This is a genomic window from Trueperaceae bacterium (assembly GCA_036381035.1).
Lineage (GTDB): Bacteria > Deinococcota > Deinococci > Deinococcales > Trueperaceae > DASRWD01.
Window position 1 is genome coordinate 1 of sequence record DASVDQ010000073.1, and the last position, 19,641, is coordinate 19,641.

General features: G+C 74.2%; 21 protein-coding genes. 11 read left to right on the forward strand and 10 right to left on the reverse strand.

The features are described 5' to 3' along the window. The 10 genes from VF202_08640 to aroQ form a co-directional block, all read left to right on the forward strand. Positions 1 to 375: DnaB-like helicase C-terminal domain-containing protein (locus VF202_08640; GenBank protein ID HEX7040164.1), on the forward strand; the 375-nt coding region annotated here is incomplete at its 5' end. A 268-nt stretch (positions 376 to 643) separates the two neighbouring features. Next, a complete protein-coding gene (pilM, locus tag VF202_08645; GenBank protein HEX7040165.1) occupies positions 644 to 1,831 on the forward strand; it encodes a type IV pilus assembly protein PilM in 1,188 nt (395 codons plus the stop codon). A gap of 131 nt (positions 1,832 to 1,962) precedes the next feature. Continuing rightward, the gene (locus VF202_08650; protein ID HEX7040166.1) at positions 1,963 to 2,589 is read left to right on the forward strand and encodes a hypothetical protein; all 627 of its coding nucleotides are present in this window, start codon (positions 1,963 to 1,965) and stop codon (positions 2,587 to 2,589) included. After that, positions 2,586 to 3,176, forward strand: coding sequence for a type 4a pilus biogenesis protein PilO (pilO, locus tag VF202_08655; protein HEX7040167.1), 591 nt, complete (start codon positions 2,586 to 2,588; stop codon positions 3,174 to 3,176). Before VF202_08650 ends, pilO begins: the two co-directional genes overlap by 4 nt. After that, positions 3,177 to 4,481: a hypothetical protein gene (locus VF202_08660; protein ID HEX7040168.1), complete on the forward strand. Its 1,305-nt coding sequence runs from the start codon at positions 3,177 to 3,179 to the stop codon at positions 4,479 to 4,481. 2 nt (positions 4,482 to 4,483) lie between these two features. Further along, a complete protein-coding gene (locus tag VF202_08665; GenBank protein HEX7040169.1) occupies positions 4,484 to 5,953 on the forward strand; it encodes a secretin N-terminal domain-containing protein in 1,470 nt (489 codons plus the stop codon). 117 nt (positions 5,954 to 6,070) lie between these two features. Next, on the forward strand, positions 6,071 to 7,228 hold the full coding sequence (gene aroC / locus VF202_08670; protein ID HEX7040170.1) for a chorismate synthase: 1,158 nt from the start codon (positions 6,071 to 6,073) through the stop codon (positions 7,226 to 7,228). Then, entirely contained in the window at positions 7,228 to 7,809 is a 582-nt protein-coding gene (locus VF202_08675) for a shikimate kinase (GenBank protein HEX7040171.1), read from the forward strand. The genes aroC and VF202_08675 overlap by 1 nt, the downstream gene beginning before the upstream one ends. Further along, positions 7,806 to 8,939: a 3-dehydroquinate synthase gene (gene aroB / locus VF202_08680; protein ID HEX7040172.1), complete on the forward strand. Its 1,134-nt coding sequence runs from the start codon at positions 7,806 to 7,808 to the stop codon at positions 8,937 to 8,939. Before VF202_08675 ends, aroB begins: the two co-directional genes overlap by 4 nt. Next, positions 8,936 to 9,364, forward strand: coding sequence for a type II 3-dehydroquinate dehydratase (gene aroQ / locus VF202_08685; protein HEX7040173.1), 429 nt, complete (start codon positions 8,936 to 8,938; stop codon positions 9,362 to 9,364). The genes aroB and aroQ overlap by 4 nt, the downstream gene beginning before the upstream one ends. A gap of 93 nt (positions 9,365 to 9,457) precedes the next feature. On the opposite strand, the gene scpB is transcribed toward aroQ, so the two are convergent. The 9 genes from scpB to tilS form a co-directional block, all read right to left on the reverse strand. Beyond that, complete coding sequence (scpB, locus tag VF202_08690; protein ID HEX7040174.1) at positions 9,458 to 10,033, reverse strand: SMC-Scp complex subunit ScpB; 576 nt, start codon at positions 10,031 to 10,033, stop codon at positions 9,458 to 9,460. Between the two features lie 39 nt (positions 10,034 to 10,072). Beyond that, entirely contained in the window at positions 10,073 to 10,480 is a 408-nt protein-coding gene (locus VF202_08695; GenBank protein ID HEX7040175.1) for a hypothetical protein, read from the reverse strand. Between the two features lie 17 nt (positions 10,481 to 10,497). Beyond that, entirely contained in the window at positions 10,498 to 11,226 is a 729-nt protein-coding gene (locus tag VF202_08700; GenBank protein ID HEX7040176.1) for a prepilin-type N-terminal cleavage/methylation domain-containing protein, read from the reverse strand. Further along, on the reverse strand, positions 11,223 to 11,636 hold the full coding sequence (locus VF202_08705; protein HEX7040177.1) for a hypothetical protein: 414 nt from the start codon (positions 11,634 to 11,636) through the stop codon (positions 11,223 to 11,225). Before VF202_08705 ends, VF202_08700 begins: the two co-directional genes overlap by 4 nt. Next, complete coding sequence (locus VF202_08710) at positions 11,633 to 12,112, reverse strand: GspH/FimT family pseudopilin (protein HEX7040178.1); 480 nt, start codon at positions 12,110 to 12,112, stop codon at positions 11,633 to 11,635. The genes VF202_08705 and VF202_08710 overlap by 4 nt, the downstream gene beginning before the upstream one ends. A 188-nt stretch (positions 12,113 to 12,300) precedes the next feature. Beyond that, positions 12,301 to 12,921, reverse strand: a complete 621-nt coding sequence (locus VF202_08715; GenBank protein ID HEX7040179.1) for a response regulator transcription factor — start codon at positions 12,919 to 12,921, stop codon at positions 12,301 to 12,303. A gap of 102 nt (positions 12,922 to 13,023) precedes the next feature. Then, positions 13,024 to 14,145, reverse strand: a complete 1,122-nt coding sequence (locus tag VF202_08720; protein HEX7040180.1) for an ATP-binding protein — start codon at positions 14,143 to 14,145, stop codon at positions 13,024 to 13,026. Positions 14,146 to 14,148: 3 nt separating this feature from the next. Beyond that, a complete protein-coding gene (lepA, locus tag VF202_08725) occupies positions 14,149 to 15,942 on the reverse strand; it encodes a translation elongation factor 4 (GenBank protein HEX7040181.1) in 1,794 nt (597 codons plus the stop codon). 76 nt (positions 15,943 to 16,018) lie between these two features. Continuing rightward, on the reverse strand, positions 16,019 to 17,737 hold the full coding sequence (gene tilS, locus VF202_08730) for a tRNA lysidine(34) synthetase TilS (protein ID HEX7040182.1): 1,719 nt from the start codon (positions 17,735 to 17,737) through the stop codon (positions 16,019 to 16,021). Positions 17,738 to 17,897: 160 nt separating this feature from the next. Between tilS and VF202_08735 the strand changes: the two genes are divergently transcribed. After that, positions 17,898 to 19,082, forward strand: a complete 1,185-nt coding sequence (locus VF202_08735) for a phosphopentomutase (GenBank protein ID HEX7040183.1) — start codon at positions 17,898 to 17,900, stop codon at positions 19,080 to 19,082. Positions 19,083 to 19,283: 201 nt separating this feature from the next. Here the strand turns inward: VF202_08735 and rplQ are convergent, their stop codons facing one another. Continuing rightward, entirely contained in the window at positions 19,284 to 19,640 is a 357-nt protein-coding gene (gene rplQ, locus VF202_08740) for a 50S ribosomal protein L17 (protein ID HEX7040184.1), read from the reverse strand. Position 19,641: the final 1 nt, after the last annotated feature.

Here is a 19,641-nt window from a genome sequence, read left to right on the forward strand (position 1 = left end):
GCGATGGGCCGTGAGCGCGCGGCGCGCGTAGCCGATGCGGTCTCGTGCGAGGAGCTGCGGGTCCTGGCCGAGAGCGAGATCTACTGGGACGAGATCTCGTCGATCGAGCCGGACGGCGTCGAGGAGGTCTTCGATCTCACCGTCCCGGGGCTGCACAACTTCGTGGCGAACGACATCGTCGTGCACAACTCGATCGAGCAGGACGCGGACCTCGTGATGTTCATCTACCGCGACGAGTACTACGACCCGCACTCCGAGAAGCACGGCATCGCCGAGATCATCATCGGCAAGCAGCGCAACGGGCCCACCGGCTCGCTCGAGGTCCAGTTCCACAACTCGCACGTGCGGTTCAACGACCTGGCGCGGACGGGGTAGCGCGGCCTGGCACGGCGACAGGGCGCACGCGGGCCGTTCCGGCGCCGTCCGACGCCTCTGCCCGGCGCGGGAGCCATCGGCCTCGACCCGGCACGGGGCCCAGCGGGCGTCATGAACCAAGAACACCGGACCGGCTAGACCGACCGGTCTACTGCGCTCTCACCGAAGCGCCGGCATCATGAGAAGGCCCGACTGCGTGGGTATTTTTCACGCGGGAAGATGAGTACTGCGTGATAGAGTCCTCCCGGTTTACGAGGAGGAGACGCCTATGTCCTCATTGCGCGAGCGCTTGTCGCGCTGGCTGAGTCCCAGGATCGAGGCCGTCGGTCTCGAGGTCGGGACGAGCGCGCTGAAGGTGGTGGAGCTGCGACCAGGCACCCCGCCCTCGCTGAGCGCGCTGGCGTTGCGGCCGATGCCGCCCGGCCTCATCCAGGACGACCAGGTGACCGACGCCCAGGGCTTGGCCGAGGAGATCAAGGCCCTGTTCCACGACGCCGGCATCAGCCGGCGTTTCACGGTCACCGCGGTGAGCAACCGCCAGGCGATCACGAGGAACATCCACGTGCCGCGCATGACGGTCCAGGAGCTCGACGAGGCCATCAAGTGGGAGGCGGAGCGCTACATCCCCTTCCCCATCGACGAGGTCATGCTCGACTACTTCGTCCTCGACAACCCCGAGGACGTCGAGGAGGGCGGCCAGCTCGAGGTCGTGATCGCCGCGGCGCGGCTCGACGAGGTCACGCAGCAGGTCGAGTACCTGAAGCAGGCGGGCCTCGAGCCCTACGTCATAGACGTCAAGCCGTTCTCGCTCCTCCGCTCCCTGAAGGGCTCGCTGCTCGGCGAGCACCTCACGCGGACGACGCTGGCCGGCGACCTCTACACGGAGGCCAACGAGATCGGCGTGGTCCTCGAGATCGCCGCCAGCACCTCGACGGTCACGCTCGTGCGGGGCCAGCGCGTGCTGATGAACCGCAACATCAACGTCTCGGGCGACGACTTCACGGCCGCGATCCAGCGCGCCTTCGGGCTGGACTTCGACAGCGCCGAGGAGGTCAAGATCGAGTACGGCACCGCTACGATCCCCACCGAGGACGAGGAGGACCTCCTCAACTTCGACGCCAAGCGCGAGCAGTTCTCCCCCGGACGCGTCTACGAGGCGCTGCGCCCGGTGCTCGTCGAGCTGACGACGGAGATCAGGCGCTCGCTCGAGTTCTTCCGCGTCCAGAGCGGCGACGCGAACATCAGCCGCATGCTCGTCACGGGCGGCGGCGCCAAGCTGCGCGGGCTGCCCGAGGCCATCGGCGACGCGCTCGGCTTCCGCGTCGAGCTCGGGGACCCGTGGCTGACCATCAACGTGGACGAGAACCGCTTCGACACGCAGTACCTGAAGAAGGTCGCGTCCGAGTTCGCGGTGCCTCTCGGACTGGCGCTGCGGGGGGTGGCGGGCGTTGACTGACCTGGAGCTACTCCCCGAGACCACGCAGCCGGGCGCAGAGCGCCGTGGGGGCGGTGACCGATGACCAACGTCCTCCCCAAGCACCACACAAGCGGCGGCGGGTTCGCGGCTCGCCCTAGGGGAGATCGTCGATGATCAACATCAACCTCCTCCCCAAGAACCTCAGGCGGGTTCGCGAGCCCGGGTACTGGCGGCTGCTGATCGTCGTCTTCCCGCTGCTCGTGCTCGGCGTGGCGGCACTGCTGCAGTACTTCGCCAGCACCACCGAGGCGAACCTCCAGCGGGAGAAGCTGGCCCGCGAGGACCAGCTCGCGCTGCTCCAGCCCTTCCTGCGCGAGCAGCGGGACCTGCTGGCGCGTCAGCGGGAGCTCAACGAGCTGATCGCCGTCGCGCGCTCGGTCCGCGAGAACCGCATCGTGTGGACCGGTGAGATCGCCGGGCTGCTCGAGACCCTGCCCGCGCAGGGGGCGTCGGGCCGGCCGAACATCGACTTCAGGCAACTGAGCATGTCGGCGGTGGTCCCGCCGCGGGCCGACCCCAACCGCTACGAGGGAAGACCGATCGTCGCCGAGATGAACATCAGCGGCACGGTGGTCTCCACCGAGGTGCTCGCCCAGTTCATCCGCGCCCTGGAGAACTCGACCGACTACGGCGTCGCGTTCCAGAACGCCCAGCGCCAGGCCGACACGGACCTCTACGACTACTCGCTCACTGTGGGCGCCATCGCCGAGGACGCCGCCTCTGGGGGCCAGCGGTGAGGCTCGGCAACTTCAGCTTCAGCAAGCTGCGTCAGCGCGACATCGCGATCATCACCATCGTCCTGTCGCTGGTCGCGGGGGCCCTCTGGTACTTCTACATGTACCGGCCCACGCAGGACCGGATCACGCAGCTCGAGACCGACATCGCCCAGCTGGACATCGAGATCAGGCGCGGCGAGGACGCCAGGCGCAACCTGCCTGACCTCCGCCTCGCCGTGGCGCAGCTCGAGGAGGACCGCCGCGTGTTCCTCTCCGAGCTGCCGCGCGAGAGCGACATCTCCGGCCTCATCGACCAGCTCAGGGTGTCCGCGGCCGACGCCGACGTGACCGTCCAGAGCCTGAGCCAGGGCTCCGCCAACGAGCAGATCCAGGACGTGCGCCCGATAGGCTTCAGCGTGCAGACGCAGGGCACCTACGGCGACACGATGCAGTTCCTCGCCGGCCTCGAGGGCCTGCAGCGCTTCACGAAGATCGGCAGGGTCTCGCTGGCGCTGGAGGACAACACCTCGACCGACCCGCTGCTCAACGCGTCCTACGACTTCACCGTCTACGTCTACACGGGCGACGACCCAGGGGAGCTGGAGTAGATGCGACTTTCCAGGACGGCCCGCTTCCTCATCGCCGCCCTCCTGATCGCGGCGGCGGCCTTCGTGTGGGTCAACCTCTTCAACCAGACCAGGACCGCTGAGCCGACGCAGGCCGCCGGCGAGCCCGCCCCCATAAGCGTCCCGAACGGCGCCGCCGCCCCGCCGGGCGCCGCCGCGCCGGGTGCCGCCGCGGGTCAGGCCCCGGCCGGGCCCGCGGGCGCCGAGGCGTCGGCCGGGGGCCAGGCCGGCCAGGCGGGCGCGGAAGGCGCTCAGGCCGCCGCCGGCGAGGGCCAGGAGGGCGCCGCGCCGCTGGCGCCGCCCGTCGTCGTGGCCGAGGGCGCCCAGGTGGTGACCCGCGAGCTCGTGATCGACGAGCTGCCCTTCCTCGTCCTGGGGCCGCCCGAGGGCGGCGCCGAACAGGCCGCGGCGGAGGGCGAGGGCGCATCGCGCCCGCAGGCCACGCAGCGGGCGACGATCAACCCGTTCTCCCCCGTCGTGGTGCAGGCTCCGGCCGCCCCGCGGCAGGAGGTGGCGGCCCAGCCGCCCGCGTCCACGCCGGTGGTGGAGGTCGTCGCCGAGGCGCCGCCCCCCAGGCAGCCGGTGACGCAGGCCGCGCCGCGCGCTCCGGCCGAGCCGGTCAGGGCGCCGGCGCCGCGCACGGTCGCACCGGCCGGTCCCGTGGCTGCAGACCTCCCGCGGGCGCTGCCCGGCGGCGTGCTCCCCTCGACGCCGCAGATCCTGCGCGACGCCCGCAGCCAGCCGACCGTCGTCGAGCCGGAGGCGCCCGACGTCGGCGAGCTCGCCGCCCTGCGGGAGCCCACCGACGAGGGCGGTCCGGAGCCGCTCGGGCCCGGTGGGGCTCAGCCGGCCGAGGCGGAGGCCCCCGCGCCCGACCTCGGCGAGCTGGCAGCCATACGCGAGCCAGGCGAGGACGCCGCGGTGCAGGTCGCGCCCGTCGACGTGGCGCCGCAGGCCGCGGCCGCCGCGGTGCCCGACCCGCTCGGGCCCGGCAGGTCGGAGGAGGCGCGCGCCGACGCCAACCCGTCCAACGCCCTGCCGCTCGTCGTGGGCGCCGACCCGCTCAGCCGCTACCTGCGCGACAACGACGTGCGCTTCACGGGCACGGTGCTCGGTCCGCTCAGCGTCGGCGTCTTCCGCTCCTCGGTCTACGCGGCGCCGGTCGTCCTGACGCTGGGACAGGCGCTGCCGGACACCGACATCATCCTCTCCGACCTGCGGGGCTACGAGGCCCGCTTCACGCAGGGAGACAGGACCCAGACCCTCTCGCTGGACCTCAGGCGGTGATCATGAAGCGAACCCTCACACTCCTCACCCTCCTCGCCCTGCTCGGGGCGGCCACGGCTCAGCGGGACATCGCGCCGCTGCCCGACGACCCGAGGTTCGACCAACCGGTCGAGTTCGTGACGAGCGCTTCGGGCGAGTCGCTGCGCGCGATGGTCCTGGGCCTGGCCCGCTCCATCGGCCTCACCGCCGTCGTCGACGACGTGCCCGACAAGGTGATCGTCTACGACATCGGCGACCCGAAGCCGTTCCGGCAGGTGTGGGACCTCGTCCTCACCCTCAACGACCTCGACTACGTGCTGCTCGAGAACGACCTCGTCGTCGTGGGCACGCCGGAGTCCGTAGCGCGCCTGCGCGCGGGCGAGCCGGTCGCCGAGGCCGCTGCCGCGCCGGCCGACGAGCCCGTCGAGCAGCGCTTCTACCGGGTGAACACCGACGCCCAGCAGGTCGTGGACGTCCTGAGGCGCGTCCTCCCCGGCCTGCAGGTGGAGGCTCTCCCCGGCAACACGATCGTCGTCACGGGCACGGCTGCCCAGCACGACCAGGTCGTGACGATGCTCGACCAGTTCGACAGGGCGCCCGAGCAGGTGGCGATGGAGCAGCGCACCTACTTCCTCTCCAACGCCGACGCCACCCAGCTCGCCAACGTGCTCCAGCAGACGGGCCTGCTCGTCTCCGGCGGCGCCGAGGGCCAGGCCTCCCGCCTCGAGGACTTCTCGGTCGTCGCCGAGCCGCGCACGAACAGCCTCATCGTCACCGGCCCGGCCAACGTGCAGGCGCGCCTCGCGCAGCTCATCCCCGAGCTCGACCGCCCGCAGCGCCAGGTGAACATCCAGGTGCGCATCCAGGAGGTCACGCGCTCGTTCGCCCAGGACTTCGGCCTCGACTTCAGCGGCGCCTTCGGGCAGATGCAGGCGAGCCTGCTCGACACCGGCCTGTCGTTCATCTTCGACATGGCCTCCGCCGTCTCTAGCTTCAACATCATGGCCGTCCTCGACGCGCTCGAGTCGCAGGGCCTGTCGCGGCGCGTCGACGACGCGAACCTCACGCTGCTCGACAAGCAGACCGGCACGCTCATCTCGGGCGGCAACGCGCGCATCCTCCTCCCCAACGCGGCCGGCGAGGCCGTCCTCGAGGAGGTCGAGTACGGCGTGCAGCTCACGCTGACGCCGCTGATCGGCGCCGACGGGCGCATCACCATCGAGGTCAACGCCGAGATCTCCGACCTCCTGCCGCCCCCCACCCCGGACGTCGTGCTGCACACCTCCACGCGGCGCGTCTCCACGACCGTCACGCTCGAGCCGGGCCAGACGGTCCTCCTCGGCGGCCTGCTGCAGGACGAGATCGTGATCTCGAAGGACCGCCTGCCCGTCCTCGGGGCCATCCCCGTGATCGGCGAGCTGTTCGGCACCACCAGCACCGAGGAGACCTCCGGCGAGCTGCTCCTGATCGTCACCGCCGACGTCATCGAGTGAGCCCACGGCCGCACGAGCGGCACGCCCCTGAGGTCCAGCGCCCCGCCCGGCTCTCCGCCGGGCGGGGTCTCTATTAGCCGTCTCCGACGCAACTCTGGGCCGTGCTACGCTGCCAGGATGCTGAGGTTCCTCTCCGCCGGAGAGTCTCACGGCCCCTCCCTCACCGTGGTCGTCGACGGCGTGCCCGCCGGCCTCGAGCTCGTCGCCAGCGAGCACATCGACCCGTGGCTCAGGCGCCGCCAGGGCGGCTACGGACGCGGCCAGCGCATGGTCATCGAGTCGGACGCCGCGACGCTGCTGGGCGGCGTGCGCGCGGGACGGACCACGGGTGCCCCCATCGCGATCGCGATCGCGAACCGCGACAACGCCAACTGGCGCGAGGTCATGGACCCGCTGCCGGGCGGGGAGCCGCGCAAGCGGGCGCTCACCGAGCCGCGGCCGGGCCACGCCGACCTCGCCGGCGGCATCAAGTACGGCCACAAGGACCTCCGCGACGTGCTCGAGCGCGCCTCGGCGCGCGAGACGGCCAGCCGGGTGGCGGCCGGGGCGGTGGCGCTCCGGTTGCTCGAGGCGGCCGGCGTGCAGGCGTGCGCCCGGGTCGTGAGCCTCGGCGGCATCCCCTGCGACGGCGGCATGGACTGGTCGCGGGTGCCCGAGCTCGACGAGAGCCCCCTGCGCACGTTCGACCGCGCCGCCGAGGAGGAGATCATGGCCCGCATCGACGCCGCCAAGGAGGCCGGCGACACGCTGGGCGGCGTCGTCGAGGCCAGGTTCAGGGGCGTGCCGGTGGGCCTGGGGTCGTACACGCAGTGGGACCGGAAGCTCGACGGGCGCCTCGCCCAGGCCGTGATGAGCGTCCACGCCATGAAGGCCTGCGAGATCGGCGACGGCTGGCGAGGGGCGACGCTGCCGGGCAGCGAGGTTCACGACGCGGTCGTGGGCCGCCGGGACGGCCGCTACGTGCGGGAGACGAACCGCGCCGGCGGCCTCGAGGGAGGGGTCACGAACGGCGAGGACGTGGTCGTGCGGGCGGCCATGAAGCCCATCGCCACCCTCATGCGTCCCCTGCCGACCGTCGACGTCGTCAGCCACGCCGCGGCCGACGCCGCGCGGGAGCGCTCCGACGTGACGGCCGTGCCGGCCGCCTCGATCGTCGTGCTGGCGATGGCCGCCCTGGTCCTGGCCGACGCCCTGCTGGAGAAGTTCGGTGGCGACACCGTGCGCGAGCTCCAGGAGCGCGTCTCCTCCCACCGCGAGTACGCCGCGGCCTACTGATGGCCGGGCCCTCCGCCAGGCGGCACCTCCCGCCGGAGCGGGTCGTGACCTGGCTCGCCATGGCCGGCTTCATGGGGACGGGCAAGAGCCGCATCGGCTGGGAGCTGTCGCGGAGGCTGCAGCTGACCTTCGTCGACACGGACCGGGTCATCGAGCGCGTGAGCGCCATGCGCATCACCGACATCTTCGAGCTCTACGGCGAGGAGGTGTTCCGCGACTACGAGACCGAGGTCGTCAAGCGCTGCGTGAGGCTCGACGAGGTCGTCGTCTCCACCGGCGGCGGCACGGTCGTGCGCCCGGAGAACAGGGCGCTGCTGAAGGCCCGCGGGCCCGTCGTCGTGCTCACCGCCAGCCCCGAGACCGTCTACAAGCGCACGCGGCGCCACCGCCGGCCGATGCTCGAGGTCGGCGACCCCCTCGAGCGCATCGGGACCCTGATGGCGAGCCGGCAGGCCGCCTACGACGAGGTCGCGACGTTCAAGGTCTCCACCGACGGACGCGCCTCCGCCGAGGTCGTCGAGGAGATCGTGGAGCGCCTCAAGCGCTGGGCCGGGGAGAGCGGCGCGCGGGGCGAGGCGTGAGCGGGCGCGCCACGGGCGACGCCGACGCCGTCTCCGCGGGACGGCGCCGCACCGTCACCGTCGCCCTCTCCCCTCCTTACGACGTCGTCGTCGGCCCGGGCCTGCTGGGCGAGGTCGCGACGCGCGTGGCCGAGGCCACCGTGGCCGTCGTCAGCGACGACGCCGTGTGGGCGCTCCACGGGCGCCGGCTGGCCGAGCGGCTCGAGGCCGGCGGCAAGCGCGTCGCCGCCGTGACCTTCCCGCCCGGCGAGGCCAGCAAGGACCTCGCGACGCTGGGTCGCGTCCTGCGCGCCCTGGCGTCGGCGGGGCTGGGTCGCGACGGCGCCGTCCTGGCGCTAGGCGGCGGCGTCGTCGGCGACCTCGGCGGCCTCGCGGCGGCGACCTACCTGCGCGGCGTGGCCCTCTACCAGCTCCCGACCTCCCTGCTGGCGATGGTCGACGCCGCGATAGGCGGCAAGACGGGCATCGACCTGCCCGAGGGCAAGAACCTGGTCGGGGCGTTCTGGCAGCCGCGCGCCGTGCTGGCCGACGTTCAGACCCTCGCCACCTTGTCGCCGCGCGAGCTGCGTCAGGGCACCGCCGAGGTCGTGAAGACCGGCCTCATCGGCGACCCCGGCCTGGTCGACGAGGCGGAGCGCCTGCTGGTGCCGGCGGCAGCCGGCGAGGGCGCCGCTGCGGTGCCGCCCGACGAGCTCGCCGAGGTCGTGGCGCGCGCCGCCGCGGTGAAGGCCAGGGTCGTGGCCGCGGACCCCCACGAGGCCGGCGTGAGGGCGCACCTCAACCTGGGCCACACGCTGGCCCACGCGCTCGAGGCCGCCTCCGGCCTGGCGCTCGGCCACGGGGACGCGGTGCTCTACGGCCTCGTCTACGCCGCCGCCCTGGGCCGCGCGCGCGGGCTGACCGACCAGGTCGAGCGCCTCGCCGGCATCGTCGAGCGGCTGCGACCCGATCCCCTGCCGGACCTGCCCTTCGAGGCGCTGGTACCCTACATGAGGCGCGACAAGAAGGCCCGCGCCGGCCGCCTGCGGTTCGTGCTGCTCGCGGAGCCGGGAAGGCCCGTGGTGGTGGACGACGTCGGCGAGGACGAGCTGCGGTCGGCCTGGCGCGCGCTCGAGGAGCTGGTGCGATGATCCTTGTCCTCAACGGCCCGAACCTCGACCTCCTCGGACGGCGCGAGCCGCACATCTACGGCAGCACGACGCTGGACGACGTGCGCGCCGACCTCGAGCGCCTGGCCGCGCAGCTCGGCGCGCGGGTGGAGGTGCGCCAGTCCAACCACGAGGGCCAGCTCATCGACTGGCTCCACGGCGCCGCGGACGAGGGCGCGCGCGGCGTGATCGTGAACCCGGGCGGCCTGAGCCACACGAGCGTGGCGCTGCGCGACGCGATCGCGGCGATCGACCTGCCGGTCGTCGAGGTGCACATATCGAACGTGCACGCGCGCGAGGAGTTCCGCCACCGCTGCCTCACGGCAGGGGCCTGCGTCGGCGCGATCACGGGCCTCGGCGTCAGCGGCTACGCCCTGGCGCTGCGCTACCTGGTCGAACGGGCCTAGGACGCGGCCGGCCGCGCCGGCGGGCTCACCGGCGACCGACGCTGCGCGGGCACGCCCCTCAGCCGCCCAAGGGCGGCCCGGGCACGGGCCGCGTCAGCCGCGCAGGAAGCCCGTCGGCGTCTCGCCCACGGGCGGGAGGTCCTCGAGCGAGGACAGCCCGAAGTCGAGCAGGAACCTCTCGGTGGTGCCGTAGAGCAGCGGCTTGCCCACCACGTCCTTCTGCCCCACCACCTTGATCAGGCCGCGCTCCCGCAGGGTCTCGAGCGTGGACGTGCACGACGCGCCGCGGGCGGCCTCCAGCTCCCCGCGCGTGATGGGCTGGTGGTAGGCGATCAGCGCCAGCGTCTCGAGGGCGGCGGAGCTCAGCGGCGGCAGGGGCGGCGGCGACAGCAGCGTGGCCAGGGCCGGCACGAGCCGCGGCGCCACGACGAGGCGGTACCCGCCGGCCACGTGCTCCACCTCGATGCCCAGCCCCTGGGCCTGCAGCACCTCGTGGAGCGACATCACCTCGCGCGCCACGGCCTCCTCGCTCACGCCCAGCAGGCCCTTGAGCTCCTTGGCCGAGAGCGGGCGCTCCGCCGCGAGGAGCGCCGCGCACAGCAGCGCCCTCACCTCGCGCCTGGCGCTGTCCTCCGCGTCGCTCGACGGCTCCATGGTCGCGATGGGCACGGGACATGCTCCCAATCCCCCGTGGCGGTGTCAAGGCCGTCACGGCGCCCTCCACTCGATGACGAGCGGCTCCGGCTCGAGCACGATCACGGCGCTGCCCTCGGCCCGCGAGCGCCCATGAGCCGCCGTCGCCGTGAGCCTGTAGGCAGGCGGCTCCGTGCCGGCGACCTCCGCGAGCCGGGCGACGGCCGCCACGCCCGCGTCGTCCCAGGGGCCGAACTCCGTGGGCAGGGTGTCGGTGCCAGCGGACGCCATGACCTCGTCGAGCGCCAGGACGAGCGCCGCACGCGCGGCCGAACGCGCGACCGCCGCCCCCGCGGCGGAACGCGCCCCCAGGGTGACGAGGCCGGCCTCGAGGCTCGCGGCGACGGCGACGACGCCGACCACCAGCAGGACGAGCAGGACGGCGACGAGGACGAAGCCGCCGCGGCGGTCGCGAGCCGGCACGGGCCGCCCAGTCGACCTCACGGACGCACCTCGACGGTCGGCCTGGCGCCCAGCAGCACCACGGCGACCCGCTCCTCGGCGTCCGCGGCGGTGAGGCGCAGCACCACGGCGCGCGCGTCCGGGATGGTCTCGCCCGGCGCGGGTGCGCGCAGGGCGCCGGCGCCGTCTACCACCGCCTCGACCGCCAGCCCCGCCACGCCCTCGACGAGCGGCTGCCTGCTCCCCACGCCGCTGGCGCGGTAGAGCTGGGGGACGCCCCGCGCGTCGGCGCCGGCCTCGAAGGTCAGGAGACGCGCCGCGGCCGGGCCCGAGAGCCTGTCGTCGACGAACGCGACGCTCACGGCGTGTCCGGCGGGCGCGGAGCGCACGACGAGGCCCGGCGAGGCGGCACCCCCGGCGAGGCCGAACGGCGCGTGGCCGGCCAGGCCGACGTCCTCGGCCAGCAGCTCGGCGGCCAGGTCGAGGGCGCGCCGGGGCTCGGCGGCCCGCTCCTCGGCGTCTCCGGCGGCCTTGGCCGAGCCCAGCACGCCGGTCACGGCGGCGAGCAGCAGCGACGCCACGGCGAGCGCGATCAGGACCTCGACGAGCGAGAGGCCAGGGGACGCGAGGCCGCGGGCGGGCCCGCGGCGGCCCCGCGCGACGTGGCCAGGCGGCTCGCCCCGCGCGCTGGTCCGGCGCCCGCGTCCGGCCCGCGCACCGCGGCCCGCAGGGCTGGCCCGTGGGCTGGCCGGGTGCCCGCGGCTCACGGCGCCCCTCCCGCGGGCGGCGCGTCAGCGAGCACCGCCTCGCGCGGCCCGGGCCCGACGACGGCGAGCTCGCGGCCGTCCCCGGCGGTCACGGTGACCGCGTAGAGCGGGACGCGGCAGGCGGCGTCCGGGCAGCGCGTCTCGACGCGGCACGCCGTCACGACTGCCCAGCGCGACGCCACGAGGCAGGCGCCGGCGTCGCCACCCACGGCGGACCTGAGGCGCGCCTCGGCCTCGGCCGCGGCGGCCAGCTGCTCCGTGACGAGCGCCGCGCGGGTGGCTCGCAGGCCGGCGGCCTGCAGCGCGAGCAGGGCCGCCGTCGCGACGGCGAGGACGCCGAGGGCGACGAGCACCTCCACCAGCCCGAGGCCGGCCGCGGGCCACGCCCTGACCGCACCGCCACGCGTCACGGTCCCGCCTCCACGCGCACGCGCCCCAGGCTGGAGACGACGACCGAGGCGGTGCCGCGCGGTCCCCTCAGGACGACCGTGCCGCTCACCACGCCGCCGCCCGTGCAGTCGCGACCCGAACCAGTGGGCAGCCAGTACAGCCCGCCCGACCACAGACCCTGGACGACCGCGACCCGCGGGAAGTCGCGCAGCCTCACCGCGGCGAGCGTCTCGCCAGCCTCGCATCCGGGCTCGCCCAGCCGGGACCGCAGCGCGGCGAAGCCGCCGCCGCCCGGGAGCTCGACGACGGCCACCGGTGAACCGCTCCACAGCGCCTCGGCCCGCGCCTGCAGGAGCAGCGACCGCAGCGCGCTAGCCGCCCGGCCTTCCGGCGAGGGACGCGCCGCCGCGACGCCCAAGGAGGCGAGGAGGCCGAGGACGGCGAGGGCGACGAGGACCTCGGCCAGGGAGAGCCCGATGGCGCTGCGGCTCGTCATGACGCCAGGCTAGGCGGGCGAGGGTCGTCCGGCGGCCGGGCGTCGGGCCCGGGCCGAGCGGTCGTCGGTAGCTGCCGCGTCCGGCTCGGCAGCCGCCCAGCCCCCCGGCGCGGTCCGCGCTCCGCGCCCGAGCGGGCAGCCTCGCGCGGCCGGCGTTCGGCTCGCGCGGTCGGCCGTTCCCGCGCGCCCTAGCCTCGCCGCAGCAGCCCGAGCTCGTTGGCCCGCTTCACGGCCGTGAGCCTGTCGCGCACGTCGAGCTTGGTGAACACGCGCTCGAGGTGGTCCTTCACCGTCTCGGGGCTCACGCCCATGGCCTTGGCGATGGCCTTGTTGCTGTAGCCCTGGCCCAGGAGCGCGAGCGCCTCGGCCTCGCGGGGCGTCAGTTCCGGCACGGCCACGTGCGGCATCCAGTCGTGGTCCGGCTCCTCGACCACGCGCCGCAGCATCCGCGCCAGCTCCTTCGGGGCCGTCTCCTTCGAGAGGAACGCCCGCGCGCCCGCCTTCCTGGCGGCGCTCACGACGCCCGGCTCGTCGTGCGTGGTCAGCATCACGACGACGGGCCCGTCTGGCCGCTCGGTCAGGCGGGCGCACGCCTCGATGCCGTCGCTGCCGGGCATGCGCACGTCCATCACGACGAGATCCGCGCCCCCGCTCCGCGCCAGCTGCACGGCCTGCTCGCCGTCGCCGGCCTCGCCGACGACCTCGAACCCCTCCGCCGTCAGGGCCAGGGACAGCCCCAGGCGGAAGAGCGGGTGGTCGTCGACGACGAGGACGCGGACCTTGCGCCCGGCGCCGCTGCCTTCGTCCATCCCCTCACCTCCCCCGCGCGCACCGCGTCGGCGCCCCGGGGAGGACCGCGGTCGGCGCGCGCCCGCAGAGCCGCCGGCGGGCGTGCCCGCGGCGAGAGCACCTCACGACGGCCCCAGGTAGGCCAGCAGGGCCGTGCCGCGCGGGCCAGACGACTCGGCGACGAGCCGTCCGCCGTGCGCCTCGAGGACCCGCCTGGCGATGAACAGGCCCAGCCCGCCTGCCCCGGCGGCGTAGCGCTTGCCCGCGATGCTCACGCCCTGGTCGTTGAAGGGCTGCGCCAGCTCGTCGAGCGGCGCGCCGAGGCCAGGCCCGTCGTCGGCGATCCGCACCAGGCCGGGGAACACCTCGATGCGGATCGTGCTGGCCGCGTACCGCACGGCGTTCGACACGAGGTTGTAGAGCGCCCTCTCGACCTCGCGCCTGTCGACGTTCGCGCGCGCCTGGCCCGTGACCTCCACCCTCACGCCGCGCTCCTCGGCGAGGGGCGCGAGGCGGTCGACGAGGAGGTCCATGAGCGCCCTGAGGTCGACCTCCTCGCGCGCCAGGGGGACCTCGGGACGCTCGAGGCGGTGGGCGTCGACCATCTTCTGCACCAGCTCGATGAGCGCCTGCAGCTCCAGGGCCGTCCGGCGCATGACCTCCACGCGCTGCTCGCGCCCCAGCCCGTCCTCGTCCCTGACGACGCTCAGCAGGTTCGCGGCGGCGACCAGCGGGGTCTTGAGGTCGTGCATCAGCGCCGCCGAGAACGCCGCGCGCCTGCCCTGCTCGCGCGCGACCTCGTCGAGCAGCTCGTTGAACGACGCGACGAGCGCCCTCACCTCCTGCGGCTCGTCGGGCCGCACCGCCAGCCTCTCGCCGGCGAGCTGGCCGCTGACCAGCTTCATGTGCCCGAGGTCGCGGTTGAGGCGCAGCAGCGGCCCGAGGAGCTGGCCAGACACGACGTAGCCGACGAGCGTGGCCATGAGGACGAAGGCGGCCAGCCAGGCGAGGACGCTGGCGACGTCCGCGGCGGACAGCGCCCCGGTGCGCCGGTAGGCCGGGAAGACGGTGACGACGACCATCACCAGGCTGGGCAGGAGCGCGAGCAGCGCGACGACGAGCGCGAGCTGCGTGCGCAGGCTCGGCGAGCGCGTCCGCCTCTCGCCGTCCGTGGCGACGCGGGAGCCGGCGGGCGCGGCGCCGTGTCGCGCGGCGCCGAGCGTGGTCTGCCCCCTCGCGGCCAAGCGCTACTCCTCGGCGCCTAGGACCGCCAGGAACGCCTCTTGCGGGACCTCGACGGTGCCGAGCTGCTTCATCCTGGCCTTCCCCTTCTTCTGCTTCTCCAGGAGCTTCTTCTTGCGCGTGATGTCGCCACCGTAGCACTTGGCCAGCACGTCCTTGCGGAAGGGCTTCACTGTGGCCCGTGCCACGATCTTCCCGCCGATCGCCGCCTGCACGGGGATCGCGAACATCTGGCGCGGGATGACCTCGGCCATGCGGTCGACGACCCTGCGGCCCACCTCGTACGCCTTGTCGCGGTGCACGATCACCGAGAGCGCGTCGACCCTCTCCTCGTTGACCAGCACGTCGAGCTTCACGAGGTCGCCCGGCCGGTAGTCGGTGAACCGGTAGTCCATCGAGGCGTAGCCGCGCGAGAGCGACTTCAGCCGGTCGTGGAAGTCGTAGAGGATCTCGCCGAACGGGACGGCGTAGCGCAGCTCCACGCGCCGCCCGTGGTAGACCATGTCCCTCATCTCGCCCCGCTTCTCCTGGAGCAGGCCCATGGCGGCGCCCACGTACTCCTCGGGCAGGAACACGGAGAGGTCGACCCACGGCTCGGCGATCTCGACGGTGCGGTCGGGCGAGGGCAGCTCGGCCGGGTTCTGCACCTCGACCTCCTTGCCGTCGGTGGTCTTGACGCGGTAGACGACGGCGGGCGCCGTGGCGATGAGCGCCAGGTCGAACTCGCGCTCCAGCCGCGCCTGGACGATGTCGGCGTGCAGGAGGCCGAGGAACCCGCAGCGGAACCCGAAGCCGAGGGCCTCGGACGTCTCCGGCTCGAAGCTGAAGGCGGCGTCGTTGAGCCGGAGCTTCTCCAGCGCCTCGCGCAGCCGCGGGTAGTCATCGTTGTCGGTCGGGTAGAGGCCGCTGAACACGACCGGCGTGGCGGGCTTGAACCCGGGCACCGGCGCCGACGTGGGTCGGTCCGCCGAGGTGACGGTGTCGCCGATCTGGGTGTCGGCGATGTCCTTGATGCCGGCCGTGAACCAGCCGACGTGGCCGACCCCGAGCGCGTCGCCGACCGTCGGCTGGGGGCTGAAGACGCCGACGTTGTCGACCTCGAAGACCTTGCCGGTCGACATCACCATGACCTCGTCGCCCTTCCTGATGCTGCCGTCGAAGACCCTGATGAACGCGATCACGCCCTGGTAGGCGTCGTAGACGGCGTCGAAGATCAGCGCCCGCAACGGGCCGTCCTCGTCGCCGCGCGGCGGCGGCAGGTGCGCGACGATGCCCTCGAGGACGGCCTTGACGTTCTCCCCCGTCTTGGCCGACACCGGCACCGCGTGGTCGGCCGGTATGCCGACGACCTCCTCCAGCTCGGACTTGGCGCGCTCGACGTCGGCGGCGGGGAGGTCGATCTTGTTGATGACGGGCAGGACCTCGAGGCCGTTGTCGATGGCCAGGTAGGCGTTCTGTATCGTCTGGGCCTCGACGCCCTGGGAGGCGTCGACGACGAGCAGCACGCCCTCGCAGGCGCGCAGGGCGCGCGAGACCTCGTAGCTGAAGTCGACGTGCCCGGGCGTGTCGATGAGGTTGAAGAGGTAGGTCTTGCCGTCGTCGGCGGTGTAGAAGACCCGCGTCGGCGTGGCCTTGATCGTGATCCCGCGCTCGCGCTCCAGCTCGAGGGTGTCGAGCATCTGGTCGCGGCGCTCGCGCGGCGGCACGCTCTCGGTCAGCTCGAGGATCCGGTCGGCGAGCGTCGACTTGCCGTGGTCCACGTGCGCGATGATGGAGAAGTTCCGGATCTGGTGCTCCATGGCGCTAGTGGCCCAGTGTAGCCCGCGGGAGGAGCCCGGAAGTGCCGTGGCGATGGGCACTGGCGGCGCTGCGCCCTCAGCCGTGCTCCCCGCCGCGCCGCTCCGCGAAGAAGCTCCTGAGCAGCCTGGCGCTCTCCTTCGCCAGCAGGCCGCCCTCGACCGCCGGCAGGCGCTTGAAGGCGCCGGCGCGCAGGTCCACCACGCTGCCGAGCGCTCCCTCGCGCAGGTTGTCGGCCCCGTAGACGACGCGGGCGACGCGCGTCTGGAGGACGGCGCCGAAGCACATCGGGCACGGCTCCAGCGTCACGTAGAGCGTGGCGCCCTCGAGGCGGCGGTCGCCCGCGGACGCGGCGGCGCGCAGCGCCAGCACCTCGGCGTGGGCGCTGGGGTCGCCGTCCGCCTCCGTCCTGTTGCGGGCGGCGGCCAGCAGCTCGCCGTCCCTGACGACGGCCGCGCCCACGGGCACCTCGCCGGCGGCCGCCGCCAGCTCGGCCTCCCGCAGCGCCACGCGCATCCAGTCGGCGTCGCCCTTGGCCGCGGTGTCGAGGAGGCCCGGCGACGCCGCCAGGCCCTCGACCCAGAAGACCTCGCCGTCCGCGGCCAGCACGCGCAGGCGGTCGCGGTCCTCCCGGGGGACCTTGAGGTCGACGAGGAGGTCGGAGAGGAGCCTCGTGCCGCCGGAGAGGCGGACGCGGTCGCCGCGGCGACGTGTCCTGACCACCAGCGCGTCGCCGCGCTGCGCCGCGAGGTCCGCCAGCGCCTCGGGCCGCACCGGAGGCACGATCTCGCCGCCGAGGACCGCTGACATGTCGGCCGGGCCCCTGACCGCCACGGGGTCCCCGCGGGCCGGCGCGGTCCCCCTGGCGACGACCTCGAGCCGGCCGTAGGCCAGGCGCAGGACCTTGCCGCCCCCGACGTCGCGCCGCCAGGGCGCCGCGCGCTCCCCAGCGGACGCCCTGGCGACGGCCGCCACGGCCTCCTCGACGAGGTCGTGGCTCGGCACCGCGCCCGCCGCCTCGAGCAGGCCCGCCACCGCCGCGCGCTGCAGCCCGGGGCGCTCCCTGGCCAGCGCCGCGGCGCTGAGGCTCCGCGTGCCGAGGCGCTGCGCCGCCAGCGCCATGAGCGCGTCGCGCGCGTCGGCGATGCCCGCCGCGGTGCGGGCGAGAGCAGGGGCGGCGCGCGGGTAACGGGTCTCGAGGAGCGGCAGCACCTGGTGCCTCAGCCAGGCGCGCTCCTGGCCGAGCACGTCGAGGTTCGTCTCGTCCTCCCGCCACGCCTGGCCGATCCCGACCAGGTACTCCCGCAGCTCGGCGCGGCTCGCCCCCAGCAGGGGCCTGACGACGAGCCCGCGGCGCGGCGGGATGCCCGCCGGGAACGCGGTGCCGCGCAGGGCCTGGCGCAGGAACGTCTCCGCCTGGTCGTCGCGCGTGTGGGCCACGACGATGCCGTCGGCGCCGAGCTCCCCGGCCGCGCGGTGCAGGAACGCGTAGCGCACGCGCCTGGCGGCGTCCTCGAGGTTCCAGCCGCGCTCGCGCGCCACGGCGGCCACGTCCACGGTCGTCGCCGCCAGTCGCACGCCCAGGCCGTCGCAGAGCTCGGCCACGAACCGCGCGTCGTCCCCCGAGGTCGGTCGCAGGCGGTGGTCGACGTGCCCCGCCACGACGTCGCGCCCCGCCTCGAGGAGCAGCCGCAGCGCCGCCACCGAGTCGGAGCCGCCCGAGACGGCGACGAGCCACCGCCTGCCGCCCGGCATCAGCTCGTCGAGGGCGGCCGTGATCAGCGCGACCAGGGACACCTGAGAACTGTATCGCAGGGGCGCGCGGCGGCCTCGCCACCGCGAGGGCGCGCGGCGGGCCCTGCCGTCACCGTCCCCCGCCGCCGCGGGCGGCTGTCCCGGGCGCCCCCGCCGCGGCAGCCCACCGGACGGAGCCGCGCCCAGGACGTAAGCTCGGCCCATGACCGTGACCCTCGTCGTCCTCGACTCCGTGGGCGTGGGCGCGCTGCCAGACGCCGACGGCTTCGGCGACCCGGCGCGCGGCGGTGACGCCGGCGCGCACACGCTCGACCACGTGGTGCGGGGCGCCGGCCTCGCCCTCCCGAACCTCACGGCCATGGGCCTCGGGAACGTCGAGGGCGTGAGCTCGCTGCCGGCCGTGCCGGACCCGCTGGCCTCGTTCGGCCGCCTGCGCGAGGTGTCGCCCGGCAAGGACACGACGACGGGCCACTGGGAGTTCATGGGCGTCGTGCTCCAGCACCCGTTCAGGACCTACGAGCGCTTCCCGGACGAGGTCATGGCGGCCTTCGACGCCGCCACCGGCCGCGGTCACCTCGGCAACAGGCCCGCCTCGGGCACGGAGATCATCGCCGAGCTCGGCGAGGAGCACCTGCGCACCGGCTACCCCATCGTCTACACCAGCGCCGACAGCGTGTTCCAGGTCGCCGCGCACGTGGACGTCGTGCCGCTAGAGACGCTCTACGCCTGGTGCGAGGCGGCGCGGCGCATCCTCGTGGGCGAGCACGCCGTGGCCAGGGTCATCGCCCGCCCGTTCGAGGGACCTCCCGGCGCGTTCGTCCGCCGCGGCGGGGACCGGCGCGACCTCTCACTGGCGCCCGAGCTGCCCACGGTCCTCGACGCCCTGAAGGCGGCGGGACGCGAGGTCGTGGGCGTGGGCAAGGTGCCCGACATCTACGCCCACCGCGGCTTCACGCGCGAGGTGAAGGCCGGCACGAACCGCGAGGGCCTCGACGCCACGCTGCGGCTGATGGGAGCGGGCGTGAACGGGCTGATCATGACGAACCTCGTGGAGTTCGACTCCGTCTACGGCCACAGGCGCGACCTGGCGGGCTACGCCGCGGCGCTCCGCGCGTTCGACGAGCGGCTGCCCGAGCTGCTCGCCGCCGTGAGGGAGGGCGACGTGCTGATGCTGGTGAGCGACCACGGCAACGACCCGACCTGGTACGGCAGCGACCACACCCGCGAGCACGGCCTGCTCCTCGCCCACTCGCCCGGCGTGCCCGGACGCGACCTGGGCACCCGCCGGTCGTTCGCCGACGTCGGCGCCACCGTCGCCGACCTGCTCGGCGAGGCGTGGGCCGGCCCCGGCCACAGCTTCGCGCCCGCGCTGCGGCGCGGGGCGTGAGCGTGGAGACGCCCGCCAGGCCCGCGGTGCGCCGCGGCGCGCGTACGGCGACCTGACGCGCCGACGGGCGCCGCGGCGTCTCCGATGAGCCGCCAGGCGCCGCGCACGAGAAGAGGCGCGCCCCGCTGGACGCGCCTCGCTCTCGACAGATAGGGCCTTCCGGCCCGGTGCCGCCGCGACCCCTGGGGCCGCGTCAGCGGCTCACTCGGTGACGAGCTCCACGAGCGCCTCCTGGACGCCGTCGCCGCGGCGGGTCGTCAGCTTCAGGACCCGGGTGTAGCCGCCGGGTCGCTGCGCGTAGCGCGGGGCGATCTCGTTCATCAGCTTGCGCTGCACCTCGCGGTCGTGGATCTCGCGGGCGATGAGCCTGCGGGCGTGCAGGTCGCCGCCGCGGGCCGTGGTGATCAGCTTCTCGACGTACGGCTGGAGGTTCTTGGCCTTGGCCAGCGTGGTCTTGATGCGCCCGTGGCGCAGCAGCGCCGTCGCCTGGCTGCGGGCCAGGGCGACGCGGTGGCTGCTCGACCGGCTCAGCTTGCGGCCGCTTGAGAGGTGACGCATG

Coding starts and splice junctions, on each gene's coding strand:
- pilM (HEX7040165.1), top strand. CDS start 644: ATGTCCTCATTGCGCGAGCGCTTGTCGCGCTGGCTGAGTCCCAGGATC.
- VF202_08650 (HEX7040166.1), top strand. CDS start 1,963: ATGATCAACATCAACCTCCTCCCCAAGAACCTCAGGCGGGTTCGCGAG.
- VF202_08660 (HEX7040168.1), top strand. CDS start 3,177: ATGCGACTTTCCAGGACGGCCCGCTTCCTCATCGCCGCCCTCCTGATC.
- VF202_08665 (HEX7040169.1), top strand. CDS start 4,484: ATGAAGCGAACCCTCACACTCCTCACCCTCCTCGCCCTGCTCGGGGCG.
- aroC (HEX7040170.1), top strand. CDS start 6,071: ATGCTGAGGTTCCTCTCCGCCGGAGAGTCTCACGGCCCCTCCCTCACC.
- VF202_08675 (HEX7040171.1), top strand. CDS start 7,228: ATGGCCGGGCCCTCCGCCAGGCGGCACCTCCCGCCGGAGCGGGTCGTG.
- aroQ (HEX7040173.1), top strand. CDS start 8,936: ATGATCCTTGTCCTCAACGGCCCGAACCTCGACCTCCTCGGACGGCGC.
- VF202_08710 (HEX7040178.1), bottom strand. CDS start 12,112: ATGACGAGCCGCAGCGCCATCGGGCTCTCCCTGGCCGAGGTCCTCGTC.
- VF202_08715 (HEX7040179.1), bottom strand. CDS start 12,921: ATGGACGAAGGCAGCGGCGCCGGGCGCAAGGTCCGCGTCCTCGTCGTC.
- lepA (HEX7040181.1), bottom strand. CDS start 15,942: ATGGAGCACCAGATCCGGAACTTCTCCATCATCGCGCACGTGGACCAC.
- VF202_08735 (HEX7040183.1), top strand. CDS start 17,898: ATGACCGTGACCCTCGTCGTCCTCGACTCCGTGGGCGTGGGCGCGCTG.
- rplQ (HEX7040184.1), bottom strand. CDS start 19,640: ATGCGTCACCTCTCAAGCGGCCGCAAGCTGAGCCGGTCGAGCAGCCAC.